General features: G+C 66.3%; 16 protein-coding genes. 10 read left to right on the top strand and 6 right to left on the bottom strand.

Features of this window, described 5'->3' with window-relative positions:
• Positions 1-54: 54 nt before the first annotated feature.
• Together TQ38_RS15265 and TQ38_RS15260 are read right to left on the bottom strand one after the other, a co-directional pair.
• Positions 55-1,830 (bottom strand): thiamine pyrophosphate-binding protein, encoded by a 1,776-nt coding sequence (locus TQ38_RS15265; protein ID WP_043978884.1) that lies wholly within the window; start codon positions 1,828-1,830, stop codon positions 55-57.
• Between the two features lie 146 nt (positions 1,831-1,976).
• Complete coding sequence (locus TQ38_RS15260) at positions 1,977-3,179, bottom strand: CaiB/BaiF CoA-transferase family protein (protein ID WP_043978881.1); 1,203 nt, start codon at positions 3,177-3,179, stop codon at positions 1,977-1,979.
• Between the two features lie 175 nt (positions 3,180-3,354).
• Here TQ38_RS15260 and TQ38_RS15255 point away from each other — a divergent pair, with 175 nt between their 5' ends.
• From TQ38_RS15255 to TQ38_RS15235, 5 genes are all read left to right on the top strand, one after another.
• Positions 3,355-4,521: an acyl-CoA dehydrogenase family protein gene (locus TQ38_RS15255; protein ID WP_043978880.1), complete on the top strand. Its 1,167-nt coding sequence runs from the start codon at positions 3,355-3,357 to the stop codon at positions 4,519-4,521.
• Between the two features lie 196 nt (positions 4,522-4,717).
• Positions 4,718-5,608: a CoA ester lyase gene (locus TQ38_RS15250; RefSeq protein ID WP_043978877.1), complete on the top strand. Its 891-nt coding sequence runs from the start codon at positions 4,718-4,720 to the stop codon at positions 5,606-5,608.
• A 200-nt stretch (positions 5,609-5,808) separates the two neighbouring features.
• A complete protein-coding gene (locus TQ38_RS15245) occupies positions 5,809-7,077 on the top strand; it encodes an acetyl-CoA hydrolase/transferase family protein (protein ID WP_043978875.1) in 1,269 nt (422 codons plus the stop codon).
• A gap of 2 nt (positions 7,078-7,079) precedes the next feature.
• Positions 7,080-7,847: an enoyl-CoA hydratase/isomerase family protein gene (locus tag TQ38_RS15240; protein WP_043978873.1), complete on the top strand. Its 768-nt coding sequence runs from the start codon at positions 7,080-7,082 to the stop codon at positions 7,845-7,847.
• A 153-nt stretch (positions 7,848-8,000) separates the two neighbouring features.
• Positions 8,001-8,264: a hypothetical protein gene (locus TQ38_RS15235; RefSeq protein ID WP_043978985.1), complete on the top strand. Its 264-nt coding sequence runs from the start codon at positions 8,001-8,003 to the stop codon at positions 8,262-8,264.
• A 47-nt stretch (positions 8,265-8,311) separates the two neighbouring features.
• Here TQ38_RS15235 and TQ38_RS15230 read toward each other — a convergent pair whose 3' ends face one another.
• Both TQ38_RS15230 and TQ38_RS15225 read right to left on the bottom strand, forming a co-directional pair.
• The gene (locus TQ38_RS15230) at positions 8,312-10,168 is read right to left on the bottom strand and encodes an NAD(P)/FAD-dependent oxidoreductase (RefSeq protein WP_043971683.1); all 1,857 of its coding nucleotides are present in this window, start codon (positions 10,166-10,168) and stop codon (positions 8,312-8,314) included.
• 77 nt (positions 10,169-10,245) lie between these two features.
• Positions 10,246-11,208 (bottom strand): SDR family NAD(P)-dependent oxidoreductase, encoded by a 963-nt coding sequence (locus TQ38_RS15225; RefSeq protein ID WP_043971681.1) that lies wholly within the window; start codon positions 11,206-11,208, stop codon positions 10,246-10,248.
• Positions 11,209-11,480: 272 nt separating this feature from the next.
• Here TQ38_RS15225 and TQ38_RS15220 point away from each other — a divergent pair, with 272 nt between their 5' ends.
• From TQ38_RS15220 to TQ38_RS15200, 5 genes are all read left to right on the top strand, one after another.
• On the top strand, positions 11,481-13,085 hold the full coding sequence (locus tag TQ38_RS15220) for an SMP-30/gluconolactonase/LRE family protein (RefSeq protein WP_043971680.1): 1,605 nt from the start codon (positions 11,481-11,483) through the stop codon (positions 13,083-13,085).
• 18 nt (positions 13,086-13,103) lie between these two features.
• Positions 13,104-13,517 carry an EthD domain-containing protein gene (locus tag TQ38_RS15215; protein WP_043971678.1) on the top strand — a complete coding sequence of 138 codons (414 nt, stop codon included), beginning with the start codon at positions 13,104-13,106 and terminating at the stop codon, positions 13,515-13,517.
• A 1-nt stretch (position 13,518) separates the two neighbouring features.
• On the top strand, positions 13,519-14,766 hold the full coding sequence (locus TQ38_RS15210) for an MFS transporter (RefSeq protein ID WP_043971856.1): 1,248 nt from the start codon (positions 13,519-13,521) through the stop codon (positions 14,764-14,766).
• Between the two features lie 82 nt (positions 14,767-14,848).
• Positions 14,849-16,207, top strand: a complete 1,359-nt coding sequence (locus tag TQ38_RS15205; RefSeq protein ID WP_043971676.1) for an SRPBCC family protein — start codon at positions 14,849-14,851, stop codon at positions 16,205-16,207.
• A gap of 16 nt (positions 16,208-16,223) precedes the next feature.
• Positions 16,224-17,132 carry a glyoxalase gene (locus TQ38_RS15200; RefSeq protein ID WP_043971674.1) on the top strand — a complete coding sequence of 303 codons (909 nt, stop codon included), beginning with the start codon at positions 16,224-16,226 and terminating at the stop codon, positions 17,130-17,132.
• 3 nt (positions 17,133-17,135) lie between these two features.
• On the opposite strand, the gene TQ38_RS15195 is transcribed toward TQ38_RS15200, so the two are convergent.
• Positions 17,136-17,765, bottom strand: a complete 630-nt coding sequence (locus TQ38_RS15195) for a LysE family translocator (protein ID WP_043971855.1) — start codon at positions 17,763-17,765, stop codon at positions 17,136-17,138.
• A gap of 179 nt (positions 17,766-17,944) precedes the next feature.
• Complete coding sequence (locus tag TQ38_RS15190) at positions 17,945-18,547, bottom strand: TlpA disulfide reductase family protein (protein ID WP_043971853.1); 603 nt, start codon at positions 18,545-18,547, stop codon at positions 17,945-17,947.
• Positions 18,548-18,580 lie beyond the last annotated feature (33 nt).

Genomic DNA, 18,580 nt, shown 5'->3' with positions numbered 1-18,580 from the left:
GTGCTCTCTCCCTATCCCTCCCCGGGTTTTGCCCGGGGAGGGGGACCACGTTTCTTACTGCGTGCCTTCGGCGTACCAGGTGCGGAACTCGCTATAGTTCGGCATTTCTTCCGAGTTCGCCGCCGGGTCGATCGGTACGTGGATCACGGTGCAGCCGCCGCGCTCGTAAGCGCGCGCGATGGCCGGGCCGATGTCCTCCGCCTTCTCGACATATTCGCCCGCCGCGCCAAAGCCTTCCGCGATCTTGTCGAAACGGACCTTGTCGGACCAGTGCACGCCGGTTTCCTTGGTGCCGTGGCCGAAGGTGCGCTTGTAGACGCCCACTTCGAGGCCCCACTGGAAGTCGACGCCGACCACGCAGACCAGCGGCAGGTTGCGGCGCACCGCGACTTCGAGTTCGCCCACATGGAACAGGAACGAGGAGTCCGAGGTAAGCAGCATGCCCGGACGGACCTTGCCGGTCGCGGCCTGGTCGGCAAGCATGGCGCCGGTGGCATAAGGCAGGCCGGTGCCGATGTGGCCGTAGTTCTGGTTCCAGATCACGTCGAGCGGCTTGGCCTGCGAATAGGTCCACTGGAAGATCACCGTGGCTCCGCCGTCGCGGATCAGGATGCCGTCCTTGGGGAAGGCCTTGGTCGCTTCGGTGACGAACTGGCTGGTGTGCATCTTCGACGTGGAACCGTCGGGCTTGGAAGCGGCGTCCTCGGCCAGTTCCTCAAGCTGCTGGGCATCGCGCTGGATATATTCCGACAGCGCGGCCGAGGCCTTGCGAGGCGTGTCTTTCAGCGCGCGGACCAGCTGCGGCACCACGGCGCGCACGTCGCCTACCAGCGGCACGTCGATGGGGCGGTTGACGCCGATCGCGGTGGGGTCCTGCTGGACGTAGATCCACTTGCGATTGGCTTCGTTGTCCACCCAGTGGCGCCAGCGGCCATAGTGGCTGGGTTCGCCCAGTTCGGTGGCCAGCGCCACGCAGCAGTCGCTTTCGATCACCGCGTCGATCGAGGCTTCGGAGAAGCCGTAAGGGAAAGTGCGGTCCTCAAGCCCCTCGATGAACGACGTGCCGCCCGAGGTCTGGACCACGGGGCACTGCATCAGATCGGCCAGTTCCTTCACCGCCGCGCCTGCCTTGGCGGTGTAGACGCCGTGGCCGACCAGCAGCACCGGGTTCTTGGCGTTGCGGATGATCTCGGCGGCTTCGGCGATGCGGTCGCCGTCGGCGCCCTGGTTGGTCAGGCGGTAGCGGTGCGGCGGCAGTACCGGCGGCAGGTCGAGTTCTTCGAGAATGATGTGCGAGGGGAACTCGATATAGGCCGGTCCCGGCGTGCCCGACATGGCGATGCGGATCGCCTCGCGGACGATCTCGTCGGTCTGGTCGGCATATTCGATCGAGCTGGAGAACTTCACCGAATCCTCGATCATCGGCTCCTGCCGCACGAACTGGATGCGGCCCCGGCGCACACGGCGCTCGGTGATGCGGGCGCGCTGGCCGCCGATGAAGATGACGGGGTCGTTCTCCACCTTGGCGCACTGGATCGCGGGCATCATGTTCGCCATGCCCGGGCCCAAGGTGCCGATGCACAGGGCGGGCTTGCCGGTGATGCGCGCGGCGGCGGCGGCCATGTGGCCGGCGGACGCTTCATGGTGCGGCGACACGACGGTCCAGCCGCGCGTCTCGGCTTCGAGGAAGAGGTGGACGAAGTTGGGATCGGGAATGCCGAACAGCGTCCTGATGCCCTCGGCCTCGAACAGGTCGAGCATGCGCTTGAACACGGGCGTGCCCTTCGACGCCTTTGCCGGCGCCTCCGCTTGGGGCTGGTCGTCGTACATCGTGGTTGCCTTTCTTCCGATCCGTTATCGTTGCCGTGCGTTTTTCATGGGAGATCGGGTGTGCCGTTCACTCTCCCAAGGGTTCGGCTTGAACAGGTGGTTAGCCCAAGCCTTTCGATGCTGTCAGTTGAAATCAACACTCCTGTTCACTTCGACTCGCTGACTATCGCCGGGGCGACGCTTTCGAGTTCGGACAGCACTGCTTCGTTGTCCTGGCCCAGCATCGGCGCCGGTCCGCGCACCCTTCCGGGGGTGGCGGAGAACCAGGTCGGCACGCCGGGAAAGCGCACCGGGCCCTGCGCCGTTTCGATTTCCTCGAAGAAGCCGATGGCGTTCAGGTGTTCGTTGTCGAAAAGCTCGTCAGTGGTCTGCAGACGCGCGCAGGGGATGTGCAGCGCCTGCAGCGTGTCCAGCCAGTCCTGCGTGGTGCGGGTGAGGAACGTCTCGCCCAGAAGCGCGTAGACGCGGCCGATCTGTTTCGCGCGCTGAGCCAGCGTGGCGAATTCCGGGCTGGCCCAGGGCGGGTTCACCGCGGCCATGAAGGCGTCCCAGTGCTTGTCGTTATAGACCAGCGCGGCGACGTATCCGTCCTGCGTCTTGTAGGGGCGGCGGTTGGGTTCGACTGCGCGGTGATAGTGGGCGGGCGTGGTCGGCGGCGAGAACATCGCGCCATTGGCGTGTTCGACCAGCATGAACGAGGACATCGCCTCGAACATGGTGACTTCCACTTCCTGCCCTTGTCCCCGTTCCCGGCCTCCGGTGCGTTCGCGGTGAAACAGCGCCATCATCGTGGCGTAAAGGGCGTGGAGGCCAGCCACCTTGTCGGCCATGATCGTGGCGACGTAGCCGGGCTCACCGTTCATCAGGCCCTGGACGTGGGGGATGCCGCATTCGGCCTGGATGGTGTCGTCGTAGGCGGGCTTGTCCCCATCCGGTCCGCGCCGGGAATAGCCGTAGCAGTTGGTGTAGACGATCTGCGGGTTGATCGCCTTCACCGCCGCATAACCGAAGCCGAGCTTGGCGATCGCCCGCCCCCGCATCGAATGGATGAAGACATCGGCGGTGGCGATCAGGCGGCGCAGCGTCTCGCGGTCGTCCTCCTGCCGCAGGTCCAGCATCAGCCCGCGTTTGCCCCGGTTCACGTTGACGTAGATGCCGCCCATGCCGGGCACCGGGCCAGTGGTGATCCAGCGGGTGTTGTCGCCCGCGGGCGGCTCAACCTTGATAACCTCGGCGCCCATGTCGGCCATGATCTGGGTGGCATAGGGGCCGAAGACCACGCTGGTGAGATCGATCACCCGGACCCCTGAGAGGGGGCCTTGCGCCGCCTTGTCTGGCTTTTCGGACATGCGGCTCTCCCTTGTTCTTGGCGGCAGGCTTACCTGAAGAGGGAATGTTAATCCATGCCCATTTTCGTTCATTGATCCGATATCGGAACAATACCGTTGTCTCCCTGCGGCTGCGCTGCTACTTCTCGCCCAGCGCCGGACAGCGGCAAAACATGGGAAAAAGGGCGGAAAAGCGGTGGATTTTGCACTCAGCCAGGACCAGCAGGATATCCGCGAAGCGGTCCTGAAGCACTGTTCGCAGTTCCCTGACGAGTATTGGCTGGAAAAGGATCGCAGTGGCGAATTCCCGGCCGAATTCCATATGTCGATGGCGCAGGCTGGCTGGCTGGGCGTCGCCATGCCCGAATCGGTGGGCGGCGCGGGCCTTGGCATCACCGAAGCGGCAGTGATGATGCAGGCGGTGGCCGAAAGCGGCGGCGGCATGACGGCGGCCTCCGCGATCCACGGCCCGGTCTTCGGGCTGGAACCTGTCACCCTGTTCGGCAATGATGAACAGCAGCAGCGCATGATCCCGCCGATCCTTTCGGGCGAGGAAAAGATGTGCTTCGCAGTGACCGAGCCGAACACCGGCCTCGACACCACCAGCCTCAAGACCCGCGCCGACAAGGTGCCCGGCGGTTACCGCGTCAATGGCGAGAAGATCTGGATCACCAATGCCCACGTCGCCGACCGGATGCTGCTGATCGCCCGCACCACGGCGCTGGAGGACGTGAAGAAGAAGACCGACGGCCTGACGCTGTTCTACACCAAGCTCGACCGCGCCCATATCGAGCATCAGCTGATCCCCAAGATGGGCCGCCACGCGGTGGGATCGAACATGCTGTTCATCACCGACCTGTTCATTCCCGAGGAAGACCGCATCGGCGCCGAGGGGCAGGGCTTCAAGATCCTGCTTCAGGGTCTTAACCCCGAACGTGTCCTGCTGGGCGCCGAGGCGACCGGGCTGGGCCGAGTGGCGATCAGGAAGGCTTCCAAGTATGCGCAGGAGCGCGTCGTCTTTGGGCGGCCGATCGGGCAGAACCAGGGTATCCAGCACCCGCTCGCCAAGGCGTGGATGCAGGTGGAGGCAGCCAGCCTCATGGTGTTCAAGGCGGCGACGATGTTCGACAAGGGGCTGGACTGCGGAGTAGAGGCGAATACCGCCAAGTACCTCGCCGCCGAGGCCGGTTTCGAAGCCTGCCAGACGGCGGTTATGTCGATGGGCGGCATGGGCTATGCCCAGGAATACCACGTCGAGCGTTACCTGCGCGAAGTGATGATACCGCGCATCGCGCCGGTCAGCCCGCACCAGATCATGAACTACATCGCCGAGAGGGTTTTGGAGCTGCCGAGGTCGTATTGATTGACGCGCATCAGCGTGTCCGGCCACCGTGGCATTGAAACGCGCCGTCATCCTGAACTTGGTTCAGGATCCATTTCGCCGTGCACATGGCGGGTTGATCGGCGGGATGGACCCTGAAACAAGTTCAGGGTGACGAAAAAAGGCGTGGGACGGGACCAGGTTCCGATACCAGCATAACACGAAAAAAGAGGACCATATGCCCTTTACCCACCAGCCCGCCACGGCCCGATCCTGGCTGTTCGCCCCCGGCGACAGCGAGAAGAAGATGACCAAGGCGATGGAAGGCGAGGCCGATATCGTCCTCATCGACCTGGAGGACGCGGTCGCCCCTGATGCCAAGGCCGCCGCGCGCCCCATGGTGCATGATTTCATCAAGGCCAATCCCGCGCAGCGCGCCCGCCTGTGGGTACGCGTGAACCCGCTGGACGGGCCGCACACCCTGCTGGACCTTGCCGCCGTGATGCCCGCGCACCCCGGCGGCATCATGCTGCCCAAGGTCTATGGCCGCGCCGATGTGGAGAAGCTGGACCACTGCCTGTCCGCGCTGGAAGTGGCGAACGGCATCGAGGAAGGCTCCACCCCGGTCATCGTGCTCATCACCGAAACCGCCGAGGCCATGTTCCACACCGGCAGCTACAAGGGCGCGCCGCGCGTCACGGCGCTGACCTGGGGTGCGGAAGACCTTGCCGATTCGATCGGCGCATCGTCCAACCGCAATGCCGACGGTTCTTATTCCTTCACTTACGAACTGGCCCGCAGCCTTACCGTACTGGGCGCAGCGACGGCGGGGGTCACCGCGATCGAGACGATCAGCGCCGACTACAAGGACCTCGAAGCCCTGCGCACGCGGGCCGAGAAGGTCCGCCGCGATGGCTACCGGGGAATGATGGCCATCCACCCGGCGCAGGTGCCGGTGATAAACGCCGCCTTCACCCCCACCGAAGCGGAGATCGCCGAGGCGCAGGAGATCGTCGACGTTTTCGCCGCCAACCCCGGCGTCGGCGCCATCGGCTGGAAGGGCGGCATGCTGGATCGCCCCTATCTGGCGCGGGCCGAACGCCTGCTGCGCCAGGCGGGCAAGCTGTGAGGCTGTAACACTGTGAAGCAGGCCGCCCACCGCCAAAAAACCCGTCACCCTGAACTCGTTTCAGGGTCCATCGTGCTGCAAGCGCGGTGCGTTGGACGCCGCGCTGCCAGCGCCGCGCTATGGCACAGGCCATCGGCCAATCTGGCGGGATGGACCCTGAAACAAGTTCAGGGTGACGACGGCGGGAAGGCGCGGGCGTCATGAATTACACTACGCCAGAGGCGTTGGACCTCACCCGCTACCTCAGGCCCGGCGACCACATCGTGTTCGGTCAGGCCTGCGGCGAACCCACCGCGCTGGTCGAGGCGCTGATCGCGCAAGGGGCGGGCATCGGCGGCCTCAAGGCCTTCATCGCCACCAGCTTCTCCGGTCTGTTCACGCCTGAGAGCGCGGGCGCGTTCCGGCTCTCCTCGATGGGCGCGATCGGGGCGCTGCGGGTGATGACCAGAGCCCATCTGCTTGACGTGATCCCGGTCCACGTCAGCCAGGTCGCGCCGCTGATAACGGCCGGGGTTATGCCCTGCGACGTGGCGATGATCCAGGTCAGCCCCGCCGATGGGCAGGGCAACCACTCCTGCGGCCTCATCTCCGACTACGTGCGCGCCGCCGTGGACAAGGCCCGCGTGGTCATCGCCGAGGTCAACGATCAGGTTCCCTACGTGCCGGGCGAACTGATCCCGGCCAGCGCCATCGACGTGGCGGTCAGGGTCAGCCGCGCTCCGGTGGAAGTTGCCCCGGCGAAGATCGGCCCCATCGACGAAGCCATCGCCCGGCTCTGCGCGCAGTTCATCGGCGATGGCTGCGTGATCCAGACCGGCGTGGGCGCGGTGCCCGATGCGATCCTGCGGCTGCTGCACGACCGCCGCGACCTTGGCGTCCATTCCGGGATGCTGGGCGACGGGCTGGTCGACCTTGCCGAAGCGGGCGTGCTGACCAATGCCCGCAAGGAAATCGACACGGGTGTGTCGGTCAACGGCGCCCTGATCGGCTCGCGGCGGCTTTACGACTGGGCGCACCGCAACCCCGCGATCCGCATGACGCCCACCAGCTATACCCACGATGCGGGCGTGCTGGGGCAGCTTTCGCAGCTGGTCACGATCAATTCCGCGCTGGAAGTGGACCTTGGCGGGCAGGCCAATGCCGAACAATCGGGCGCGGCCTACATGGGCGGCACCGGCGGGCAGGTGGACTTCGTGCGGGCCGGCGCGCGCTCTCCGGGCGGGGCTTCGCTGATGGTGCTGGCCTCTACCGCGAAGGGCGGGACGGTCAGCAAGATCGTGCCTGCGCTCAGCGGCCCGGTCACCAGCGCGCGCAGCGAAGTGGATGTGGTGGTGACCGAATTCGGCGCAGCGCAGCTGAAGGGCCAGACTTTGGCGACGCGCGCCCGGCGCCTCGTCTCCGTGGCTCACCCGGATTTTCGCGAGGGTCTGGAACGGGCGGCTTTCGAGATCACGCGCAGAGGGTTTTGACTATGAACGACGCTGTCCTGTTCGATGCCCGCGAAGACGGCATTGCCGTCATCACCCTCAACCGCCCCGAACAGCGCAATGCCCTGACCGCCGAAGTGCGCGAGGGCCTGCGCGCTGCATGGGCGCGTTTCGAGGCCGACGATGCCTTGCGCATCGCCATCCTCACCGGCAGCGGCGACAAGGCGTTCTGCGCGGGCGGAGACCTCAAGGAGATGGTCGAAACCGGCATGGCGGTGCCTCCGCGCGATATGTATGCGCTGCCATACGACACCATCGAGCTGTCCAAGCCGACCATCGCGGCGGTGAACGGAGTGGCCTTCGCGGGCGGCTGGATGATCGCGCAGGCCTGCGATCTGTGCGTGGCCTCCACGGCGGCGAAGTTTGCGATCACTGAGGTCAAGGTGGGGCGCGGCAGTCCCTGGGCGGCGCCGCTGATCCACATGATCGGACAGCGCATCTTCATGGAGATCGTGCTGACCGGCAAGCCGATCGACGCGGCCCGCGCTTACGAGATCGGCCTCGTCAACCGCCTCGCCCAGCCGGGCGCGGTGCTGGACGCGGCGATCGAACTGGCGCGCGAGGTGCTGGAAGGCGCGCCGCTGTCGGTCAAGGCCGCGCGCGAGATGGTGATGCTCTCCACCGAGATGGGCCGCAGCGCCGCGCTGGCGGCGGCGCGCAGCGCGCATGAGCATACCTATAATTCGCAGGACGCGCAGGAAGGCCCGCGCGCTTTCGCCGAGAAGCGCAGGCCGGTGTGGAGCGGCCAATAAACAGCCCTGGGCCGTTCGCGGTCGGTGATACCTTGCCCGGGATGGTTTGACGTGGGGGCTCTGTTGGCGCCAATGCCGCATCGGCGCGAAGCGTTTTGCTTCGCCAAGCCGGACCTTCGACAGAAAGCCCCTGACACGATGCCGCAAGATCCGATGGTCCAGCTCGCCCTTTTCACCCAGGCCGTCGAGGCGCTGGGCGGGCAACGGGTGACGGCACGGACGCTTGGCGTCGACGAGCGGGACCTGCGCGCCCGGCTTTCCGGCGAGGAGGATCTGGATACCAGCATCCTGCGCGACATCGCCAAGGCCCTGATCGACCACGCCGACCGCTGCCGCAAGATCGAGCGCAAGCTGTCGCCCGCGTTTTCCGAAAACCTCACCGCCATTCAGGCCGAGCGGTTCGGGAACCCGGGCTGACCTGCTCCTCCCCGCCCCCGCAGGGAGGGGGGGAGGGCTGAGCCCTCTTAGTTCACCGTTTCTTTCGCCTCGAACGCCACGCCCGGCAGGTCGGGCAATTTGCGCCAGTCGGCCAGCATGTCGCGCCAGGCGTCCCAGCCGGGCAGATAGCCCTTGAACAGGGCCCACTTCAGTTCCTTGTCGCCTTCGTTGTTGAAGTAGCTGGGCGTGCAGCCCTGCTGGAATTCCGACATGTCGATTTCGTTCGCGCGGCAGTGCGCCACGTAACCGGCGACACCCTCGCTCGTGGCGGTGAACTTGTCCGCGCCGCGCCGCACGGTCTCGCCGATCATGAAGGCGATGTGCTCTGCCTGACGGCCGAACTGCTCGGTCGTGCTCGAATTGGTCGCGCCCTGGATATAGCCCATGTAGAACATGCCGGGGAACTTGTCGGTCGTCACGCCGTGCAGGGTGCTGGGGCCATTGGTCCAGTGATCGTAGATCGACAGGCCGCCTTCGCCCTCCACCGTATCGATGCCCCAGCGCCGCTTGAGATCGCTGGTCACCTCGAAGCCCGAGGCGAAGATCATCAGGTCGACTTCGTATTCCACGCCGTCGGCGATGAAGCCCTTTTCGGTCATTCGCTCAACGCCCTGCGTCGGTGACACGTCGATCACCTTGACGTTGGGCTGGTTGAAGGTGGGATAATAGTCGTTGTTCGACAGCGGCCGCTTGCACATAAAGCGGAACCACGGCTTCAGCACTTCGGCGGTGGCGCCGTCCTCGACCAGATCGTCGACGCGGCGGCGCAGGCGTTCCATCACCTGGAAGTCCACCACCTCGCGCCGGGCCATGAAATCGGCCATGTCCATATCGGGGAAGTTCTTGAAGAAGTCGTCCGCCTCAAGCTCGACGTGGAGGTTGCGGCTGATCTCGGTCCAGATGTCGCAGATCAGATCCGGCTCGCCCGGCAGGAAGAACTGCTGCGCGCCGCGGTGGAAATTGGCCATGCGCTCCTGCTGCCAGCCGGGTTCCAGCGCGGCGGCCCAGTCGGGATCGGTGGGCGGATTGGGCCGCTCGTCGATGTTCGAAGGGGTGCGCTGCAGCACGTAGAGCTGCTTGGCATACTTGCCCAGAAAGGGCACCGCCTGGACCGAAGTGGCCCCAGTGCCGACGATGGCGACGCGCTTGTCCTTCAGCTTTTCCAGTTCCGGCGCGGTCCACGAACCGCCGGTATAGTCATGCTCCCAGCGGCTGGTGTGGAACATCTTGCCCTTGAAGTCGTGGATGCCGGGGATGCCGGGCAGCTTGGGCATGTTCATCACGCCGCCCGCCATGACCACGAAACGCGCGCGCAGATCGTCGCCCCGGCTGGTCTTCACATGCCAGCGCTTGATCCCCTCGTCCCAGGTGATGCTTTCGACCAGGGTGTGGAACAGGGCCTTGTCGGCGAGGTCGAAGTCGGTCGCCATCTTCTGGCAGTAGGCCTGGATTTCCCAGCCATCCGAGAACTTCTTGCTGGGCATGAAGCCCGTTTCTTCCAGCAGCGGCAGGTAGCAATAGGCATCGTTGTCGCACTGCACGCCGGGGTAGCGGTTCCAGTACCACACGCCGCCAAAGCCGCCCGCGTGGTCGATGTTGCGCACCTTGGTGACGCCCTGCTGGCGCAGGTGATAGCCCGCCAGGATGCCGGAAAAGCCCGCGCCCAGGATCGCTACGTCAAGGTCCTCGACCAGCGGCCCGCGCTCGGTCACCGGGGTGAAGGGATCGTGGGCGTAGTTGTCCGAGAAATCGCCGGTGGGGCGCACGTACTGCTCCCCGCCCTCGCGGCGCAGGCGCTTGTCACGCTCTGCGAGGTACTTGGCCTTCAGTGCCGGGATGTCGAGTTCCTCGGGCGCGGGCACATTGGTTTTCTGGCAGATCATTCCGGTCCCACTTCAGTTTTCGTGCGGGCAGGCCATTTGCGCAGGCGCCCTATATCCGCGATGTGGCTTTGCGCCTTTTAGTTGTCAACAGTGTTGCCTATTAAGGCCTCGGAACGCGCCATGGCGAAGCTGTAGCCGATGTGATCGACGTGGCCGTGGAGGCCGAAGTCGAGGACCTGCGGGTTGTCCGGGCCCTTGTCATGGAACGCGGCGCTGGCGGCGGCGACGTCCTCGATCGTCCATTCCGGGCGGTAGACCCCGCGCGTTTCCGCCACGAAGGCGCGCGAGATGCGGCCCGCCATCGAGGCGATCATCTCGCCGGTGACCGGGCAGCTTTCATGCGCCAGCCAGCCCACCACCGGGGCGACGAGTTCCGGTCCCATCGGCGGATACTGCGAGATGTCGAGACCCTCTGCCATGCGGGTGACGGCGCCCGGCACGATGGTGTTGCACCTGACGCCGAACGCCTCGCCTTCCAGCGCGGCGATGTTGTTCAGGCCCAGCATCCCGGCCTTCGACATGCCGTAGTTCACGCAGTTTTCGTTGCCGTAGATGCCGCCGACCGAGCTGGTCAGGACGATGCGGCCATATCCCGCGTCGCACATCGGGCCGAACGCGGCCTGGACGACGTGGAAGGCCCCCATCAGGTGCACGTCGACCACGCTGCGGAAGTCGTCGTAGGAGATATCGCGGATCGAACCGTAACGCACGTTGCCGGCGTTATGGATCAACACGTCGATGCGGCCCCAGGTGTCCAGCGCGGCCTGGATGATGGCGCGCCCGCCCTCGGGCGTGGCGACGGTATCGGCGTTGGCAATCGCCTCGCCGCCCGCCGCGACAATCTCGTCGACCAGATCCTGCGCCACGCTTGTATCCGGTCCATCGCCCCGGATCGCGCCGCCAAGGTCATTGACGACCACCTTGCAGCCGCGCTGCGCCAGCAGGAAGGCATAGGCCCGGCCAAGGCCGCGCCCGCCGCCGGTGACCACCGCGACGCGGCCGTCGAAACGCAGGTCGGCGTCCTGGGAGGGATGGCTCATGGCAAAATGTCCTCTCGTGCGGCGCGGTCCTGCGCGGCGGAAACGGCTGCGTCTCGCGCTCGGCGTTCCCGGCGCGTGGCCGGCCGAATTGGGTATCGGTCTATTGCACGAGTATCCGCACGCATTCCCGCTTGGCAACGGCGGGCCCGTCGCCGGGGCGATGCTGCATGCATGGCCGGCGCCGGGGGCGGCACCCGCGTTGCGCGGCCCTGTGCCGGGCTATACCACTCGGCCAAAGACTCGGCCCGAGGCCGGGGGAGAGGGATGTATACATGCTCGAGGCAGCCGGCCGTAACCGCAATGCTCTAGCCGCCACGCCGGGCGAGGGCTGGGCGCTGCACCGCATGACCCCCGCCAGCCGTCTCAACGGCGCCAACGGCATCCGTACCGGCGCGGACGGGCGCATCTACGTGGCGCAGGTGGCGGGCAGCAAGGTCAGCGCGGTGGATGTCGATACCGGCCTGATCGAGACGATTTCGCCCAATGGCGGCGGCATCGTCGGGCCGGACGATCTCGCCTTCGACGAGGCGGGCAACCTCTACTGCACCGAGATCACCGAAGGCCGCGTCTCGATGATGACGCCGGGGGGTGAATACCGCGTGATCCACGGCGACATGCCGGTGGCCAACCCGATCACCTATCATCAGGGCAGGCTGATCGCGGGCGAACTGCGCCTTGGCGGGCGGATCATGGAACTGGACCGCGACGGCGGCGCCCCGCGCGTCATCTACGAAGGCGTGCCGATGGCCAATGCCTTCGAGGTCGGGCCCGACGGCAAGCTCTACTTCCCCGCGCAGGGCGCCAACGAAATCTGGCGCATCGGCCTTGATGGCGGCGAGCCGGAAGTGGTGGCGAAAGACCTTGGCGTACCCGATTCGGTCAAATTCCACCCGGACGGCTATATCGTCTCGACCCAGGTCTATTCTGGGCAGGTGCTGAAGATCGACCCGCACACCGGCGCGAAGTCGGTCCTGGCGGATATCGGGCCGGGGCTGGACAACGTCGCCTTCGTGAACGGGCGCACTTTCGTCAGCCACATCAACGGTTCGATCACCGAGATCGTCGATGCGGGCCGGACGAAGCCGCTGGTCGAGAAGGGGCTGCAATGGCCGCTTGGGCTTGCGGTGGATGAGGCGGGCCATGTCCTCGTGGCGGACGGCGGGTTCTCGTACCTGCTGCGGCCGGGCGAGGCGCTGCAACTGGCGGGGATGCTGTTTTCGCCCGGCTTCCCCGGCTGGATCCGCGACGTGGCCTGCAGCGGGCCGGATGAGTGGATCGTCACCACCGCCAATGGCGACGTGGCCCGCTGGCGCCCCGCCTCGGGGGACAGCGCGGTGCTGGCAAGCGGCTATGCGCGGCTCATGGGCGTGGCGGTCGGCCCGAACGGCCATGCGGTTTTCGCCGAGTTCGACACCGGCAAGGTCTTTGCCATCGAAGGCGGAGCGGGCGGCAACGTCGTGGAACTGGCCTCGGGGCTGGACCGGCCGATGGGCGTGGCGGTGGCGGGGGACGGCACCGTCTTCGTTGCCGAAAGCGGCGCGGGGCGCGTGGTGAAGCTGGTCGGCGGACGCAGGGAAACCGTCCTCGACGGGCTTGCCCGGCCGGAAGGCATCGCGATTGCCGGGGGCACGCTGTTCGTCGCCGATCCGGGCGCCAACGCGGTCATCGCCAGCGACCTTGCCGGCGGCGCGCGCGAGACGGTTGCCAGCGGCTTGCCCATCGGCGGGGCGGCGGGCGCGCAGATGGCGCAGCTGGGCGGCGTGGGCGACATGTGCGGGCCGATGAACACCTTCAACGGCATCGCCGCCGCGCCGGACGGCACCATCTACCTTTCCGCCGATGCCGAGGGCAGCGTGCTTGCCCTGCGCCGGCTCTGACCCGGGAGCCTGACCGCCATGCTCAAGCAGATCTGCTTCTTCAGGAAGCGCCCCGACATGACCATGGACCAGTTCATGGACTATTACGAAAACCAGCACTCGCAGCTGGCGAAGAAGATGGGCGCGGCCCCGGCGATACCGGGCGCGGTGCGCTATGTCCGGCGCTACCTTGTGCCGGAGAAGAACCCCATCACCGGGCAGATCCACGATCCCGGCTTCGACTGCATCATGGAAATCTGGTGGAACAGCCGCGCGGATTTCGAGCGTTCGCAGGCGATCATCTCCTCGCCCGAGCGCGCGGCGATGACCAGGGCGGACGAGGAGAAGCTGTTCGCCGGCCATGACAATCCGGTGGCCACCTGCATCGAATACGATTCGCCCATGGGCCCCGGCGGCGAAGCGACGCATGTCGAACTGCGGCATGGCGGCTGAGATGCACGCACCCACGCCGTCCACCGCCCGCGAGGAGTGGCGCCGAACCCCCCTGTTGCCGGTAGCGGCGGGGCTGGGCTATGCCACCAGCGTCATCCACATCTACGGCATCGGCCCGTTCTACGGCCCCGTGGCCGCGCAGTTCGGGTGGAGCCGCACCGAGGTTACCTTCGGCCTCACCATCGCCACACTGGTGCAGGCGGTGGGGGGCGTGTTCATCGGCCTGGCCGTCGACCGCTTCGGCCCGCGCCGCTTCGGGGTGGCGGGGCTGGTGCTGCTGGGGCTTGCCTTCGCCGCGCTGGGCAGCACGGACGGCTCGCTGCTGAACTGGTATCTGCTGTGGGGCCTGATCGCGCTGGCGGCGCTGCCGGTGCAGGCTTCGGTATGGACAAGCGCGGTCGCCTCGCGCTTCACCGTCTCGCGCGGGATGGCCTTCGCGGTGACGCTGTGCGGGGCCTCCATCGCGGCGGGCGTGTTCCCGCCGATGGCGACCGCGCTGATCGGTGCGCTGGGCTGGCGCGCCGCCTTCCCGGTGCAGGCGGCGATCTGGCTGGCGATCGCCTTCCCGGTGATCTTCGTGTTCTTCCATGGCCGCTACGATACCGGCCGGCGCCAGAAGACCGCGGACCGCGGCACGAAACCCGCCGATCTGCCCGGCGCCAGCTTGCGCGAAGGGCTGACTTCAAGCGTCTACCACCGCCTGTTCATCGCCAGCCTGCTGTTCACCTTCACCATCATCGCGCTGGTGGTCCACTTCACCGCGATCCTGGGAGACAGCGGCGCCAGCCCGATGGCGGCGGCGGGGATCGCCTCGTTCATCGGCTGGTTCTCGCTGGCCGGGCGGCTGGGGACGGGGATGCTGCTGGACCGGATGCCCGCGTCGCTGGTGGGCGCGGCGGTGTTCCTGCTGCCGGTGCTGGGCTGCCTGCTGCTTCTGCTGGGGGGCGGCTCTTTCGCCGCGATGGCGGGAGCCTCTGCGTTGATCGGGCTGACATTGGGCGCTGAGATCGACGTCGTCGTCTACCTCCTCACCCGCCATTTCGGCCTGCGCCATTTCGGCGGCCTTTATGGCGGGCTGCTTGCGGCGCTTTCGATCGGCACCGCGCTGGGCCCGCTCGCCGCTGCGCAGGTCTTCGACCGGACCGGCAGCTATTCGGGGTTCCTGTGGCTTGCGCTGGGCTTCATGGCGGCCAGCAGCATCGCCATCGGCAGCCTGCCGAGAGGGCGCGCCGCCTATACCGCGCATTGACGAAAGCCGCTCCGGCGATTTGCCCCTGCGTGCCGGTAATGAGATAACCGCCGCAAATCGGTATAAAGATGTGAGGATAATCATGGGCGAAATTGGCAAGATCGTGCAGGCGCCGGAAGAGCTGGTCGCGCCGGTCAACGTGCCCCCCGAAGCCTACACTTCCCCCGAATACGCCCGGGCCGAGCGGGACAAGCTGTGGCGCAAGGTATGGCTGCAAGCCGGGCGGATGGAGGATATCGAGCAGGTCGGCGCCTACATCACGTTCGACATCCTCGACGATTCGGTGATCGTGGTACGGTCCTCGGCGGACGAGATTCGCGCCTTCCACAATGTCTGCCCGCACCGGGGCCGCAAGCTGGTGGATACCCCGCCGGGCCAGCGCAACGCCCATGCCAGCCGCCCCAACTTCATCTGCGGCTACCACGGCTGGACCTTCGACCTCGAAGGCACCAACACTTATGTCGAGCATCAGGACGACTGGCAGGGCCACTTGTGCGGCGGGCTTGCCGATCTGGGCAAGGTCAGGGTGGAAAGCTGGGGCGGCTGGATCTGGATCACCCTCGATCCCGAAGCCATGCCTCTGGCCGAATACCTGCACCCGGCCGCCGGGATGCTGGACCCTTACGGCCTTGAGAAAATGCGCCCGCGCTGGCGCAAATGGGTGGTGTTCGACTGCAACTGGAAGGTCGCGATGGAGGCTTTCTGCGAAACCTACCACGTTTCCACCACTCACCCCGAATTCATGGAATTCGGCCAGTTCCGCGGCTGGGCGCGCAATCAGGGCCTGCACTCCAACATCGGCTACGACGCGCCCAAGGGGCAGGAGGAGGACTCCGGCAAGCTGCGGCTGGGCGCCGGGGAAGACCCGCGCCTGACCACGGCGGACATGCAGAACTTCACCTGGGAAAACGCCAATACCAACACCACCACGACGCTGGTTGCGGTGGCGAACCGGCTGAAGGACGAACTGCCCGAAGGCACGCCGCCCGCCGAAGTTTCCGCCTACTGGATCAGCACGGCGCGCCGGGAAGATGCCGAACGCGGCGTGGAATGGGCGCAGGTCGACCCGCAGCACACGGCGAAGGCCGGGACGGCGTGGCAGATCTTCCCCAACTTCCAGATCGGCCACGCGGTCAACAACATGCTCTGCTATCAGGCGCGGCCCTACAAGGGCGACCCGGACAAGTGCATCTTCGAGGCAGCCGTCTACGAACTCTACCCCGAGGGCGAGGCGCCCCGGACCGAATGGGAATATACCGAGCCTGCCGACTGGCCGCCGGTGCTGCAGCAGGATTTCACCAACATGGCCGCCGTCCAGCAGGGCATGAAGAACGTGGGTTTCCGGGGCGCGCAGCCCAATCCCTACATGGAGCGCTCGGTCGCCTCGCTGCACATGAACCTGGCGAAGTTCATGGGGACGGGCGGCCCGAAGACGTATTGAGACGCGGTTTCCTTTCATGCGGTTCCCGCTCGTCCATATAAGCTGGGCTCTGGCGGACAATGCGCTGCGGCCGGCTTGCGACGCATTTCTCGAAGGGGTTTTTGGGGCGCAGCGCGCTTACGAGATTCTCGTCACGCCCAAGACGGAGGCGCTGGGGCTGGACCGCGAGGAATCGCTGATGATGGTGGGCGATACGATGCTGATCCCCATCGCTCCGGCCGGACGGGGGGCGATGGAAGGAAACCCGCTGGGCGATATGCTGCGCCGCTCGGCCATGCCCATGCGGTGGATCGGGCTCGCGCTCAAGGCCACGGACCTTGCCGCCGCCGATGCCTGGTTCGCCGCGCGCGGGTTCAGGCGGCATTACGATCCCGGCATGGAAGCGCACTATTTCCTGGTGCCCAGGGGGCAGGCAATGGGCATGCGGCTTGAGATCGTGGCGCAGGACATGCCGGGCGATCCGCGCCGCGATGCCGGTTGGTCCCCCGCATGGTGGCGCGATGCGCATCCGCTGGGGATCGAAGGCCTGCAGGCGGTGGGCGTCAGCGCCCCCTCGCTGCGGGACGCGCGGGCATTGTTCGCGGAAAAACTCGAATGGCCGGAGATTTCGGCGCCCGCGCTGCCCGGTGCACAAGTGGCCGCCTTTGCGATGGGCGACAGCGTGCTGGAGGCGCTGGAAGGCGTGGAAGGCTCACCCCTTGCCGACCATGCGCGCGACGTGAAGGGCATCTACCACCTCGTCTACAAGGTGGCGGATGCCGCCGGTGCCGCCACATATCTGCGCAGCAAGGGGCTGCCGTTGATCGGCGATGCCGAAAAACGCTTCGCCATCCACCCGGACAAGGCGCAGGGCCGCCTTATCTGGTTCACGCAGGTCACCCCGCCGGGGTATCCGGAAGCCGGCTCCCGGCTGGGCAAAGCGTGATGGTCAGGAAGGCTTGATCTTCAGCAGCGCCAGCCCGAACCCGATGAAGATCGCGCCGGTCACCCGGTTGAACGCCTGCTTGATCGCCGGGCGGCTGAGGTAGCGCGACAGCGAGCGCCCGCCCGATGCGTAGACGCCGTACCAGAACGTTTCCACCACCGCGAAAGAGCCGACCAGAATCGCGAACTGCGGCGCCTTGGGCAGGGCGGGGTCGATGAACTGCGGGAAGAAGGCGGCCGCGAACAGGATCAGCTTGGGGTTGCTGATGCCGATGGCAAAGCCGCCGCGAAACAGCGCTGCGCCCGATACCGCGACCGGCAGCGGCGCATCGCCGACGTCCAGCGGTGTCACCTTGCTGCGCCACGCCTTGATGCCCAGGAACACCAGATAGGCAACGCCTGCATAGCGCAGCACCTCGAAGGCGCCGGGCAGGGCCAGCAGCAACGTGGTCAGCCCCGCCGCCGAAGCCGACAGCACCAGCACGATAGCGGAAAGGCACCCGGCCATTGCGATGATGCTGCGTTTCATCCCCATCTCGACGCTGCGCGACAGAATGTGGAGCATGTTGGGGCCGGGCGTGCCCGAAAGCAGGAACACGGCGGCGACGAACAGCCACCAGGTATGAAGGGTCATCTCGTATCCCAAAAACTGAAACCCGCTCCGGCCGGGCAGGAGCGCGTTTTCCTACATCGCCCGCGCCTGTTACCTTCGCGCCGGCTCTTTTCCATCGTCGATCCATCCACCGCCCGGTCCCTTACATGAAGGGCGCCGCGCGCATGTACTTCATCAACCAAACCCGGCCATCACCTGAACTACTTGGCTTCGGCGATCAGCTTGAGCGCGGCCGGGCTGGTCCAGTCGTTGCCGCCGGTATAGCGCCATACTTCCTTGCCCTTGGCGTCGAACAGCACCGTGACCGGCAGGTTTCCGCCATACTGGAAGCCCAGATCGCCCTGCTCGTCGATCCAGGGCTGGATCTGCTCCAGCTCGCGGCGGCGCAGGATTTCCACCACCTTGTCGGCCTGTCCCATGTCCTGCGAAATCGGCAGGACGGTGACGCCCAGTTCCGGCTCGCGGGCAATCAGCTTGGCCAGCGTGGGCATTTCCGCGATGCACGGCGCGCACCACGTCGCCCACAGGTTGATGAGCAGCGGCTTGCCCTTGAACGAGGCAAGGTCGAGGCTTTCGCCGGTATTGTCGACCAGCGACACCGTCGGCATCGCTTCGCCCTTGTGCGAACGGTCCAGCTTGTCGGCCTTGGCAGGGGTCTGCGCGCCATCGGCGGGCTGCGCGCCTTGCGAAGCCTGCGGTTGCGCCTGCTTGTCGCTTTGCCTATCGCATCCAGCGATCATGAGGGCCGATGCCCCGGCAAGCGAACACAGGACGAGCGACTTGAGCGATTTGGATGAGGGCAAGACGGTTGGCTCCAATGCCCAGTCGGGCAACAA

The sequence above is a fragment of the Novosphingobium sp. P6W genome, from assembly GCF_000876675.2.
Lineage (GTDB): Bacteria > Pseudomonadota > Alphaproteobacteria > Sphingomonadales > Sphingomonadaceae > Novosphingobium.
Note: the sequence above shows the minus strand (reverse complement) of the source record. Positions and strands in the feature narration are given on the sequence as shown.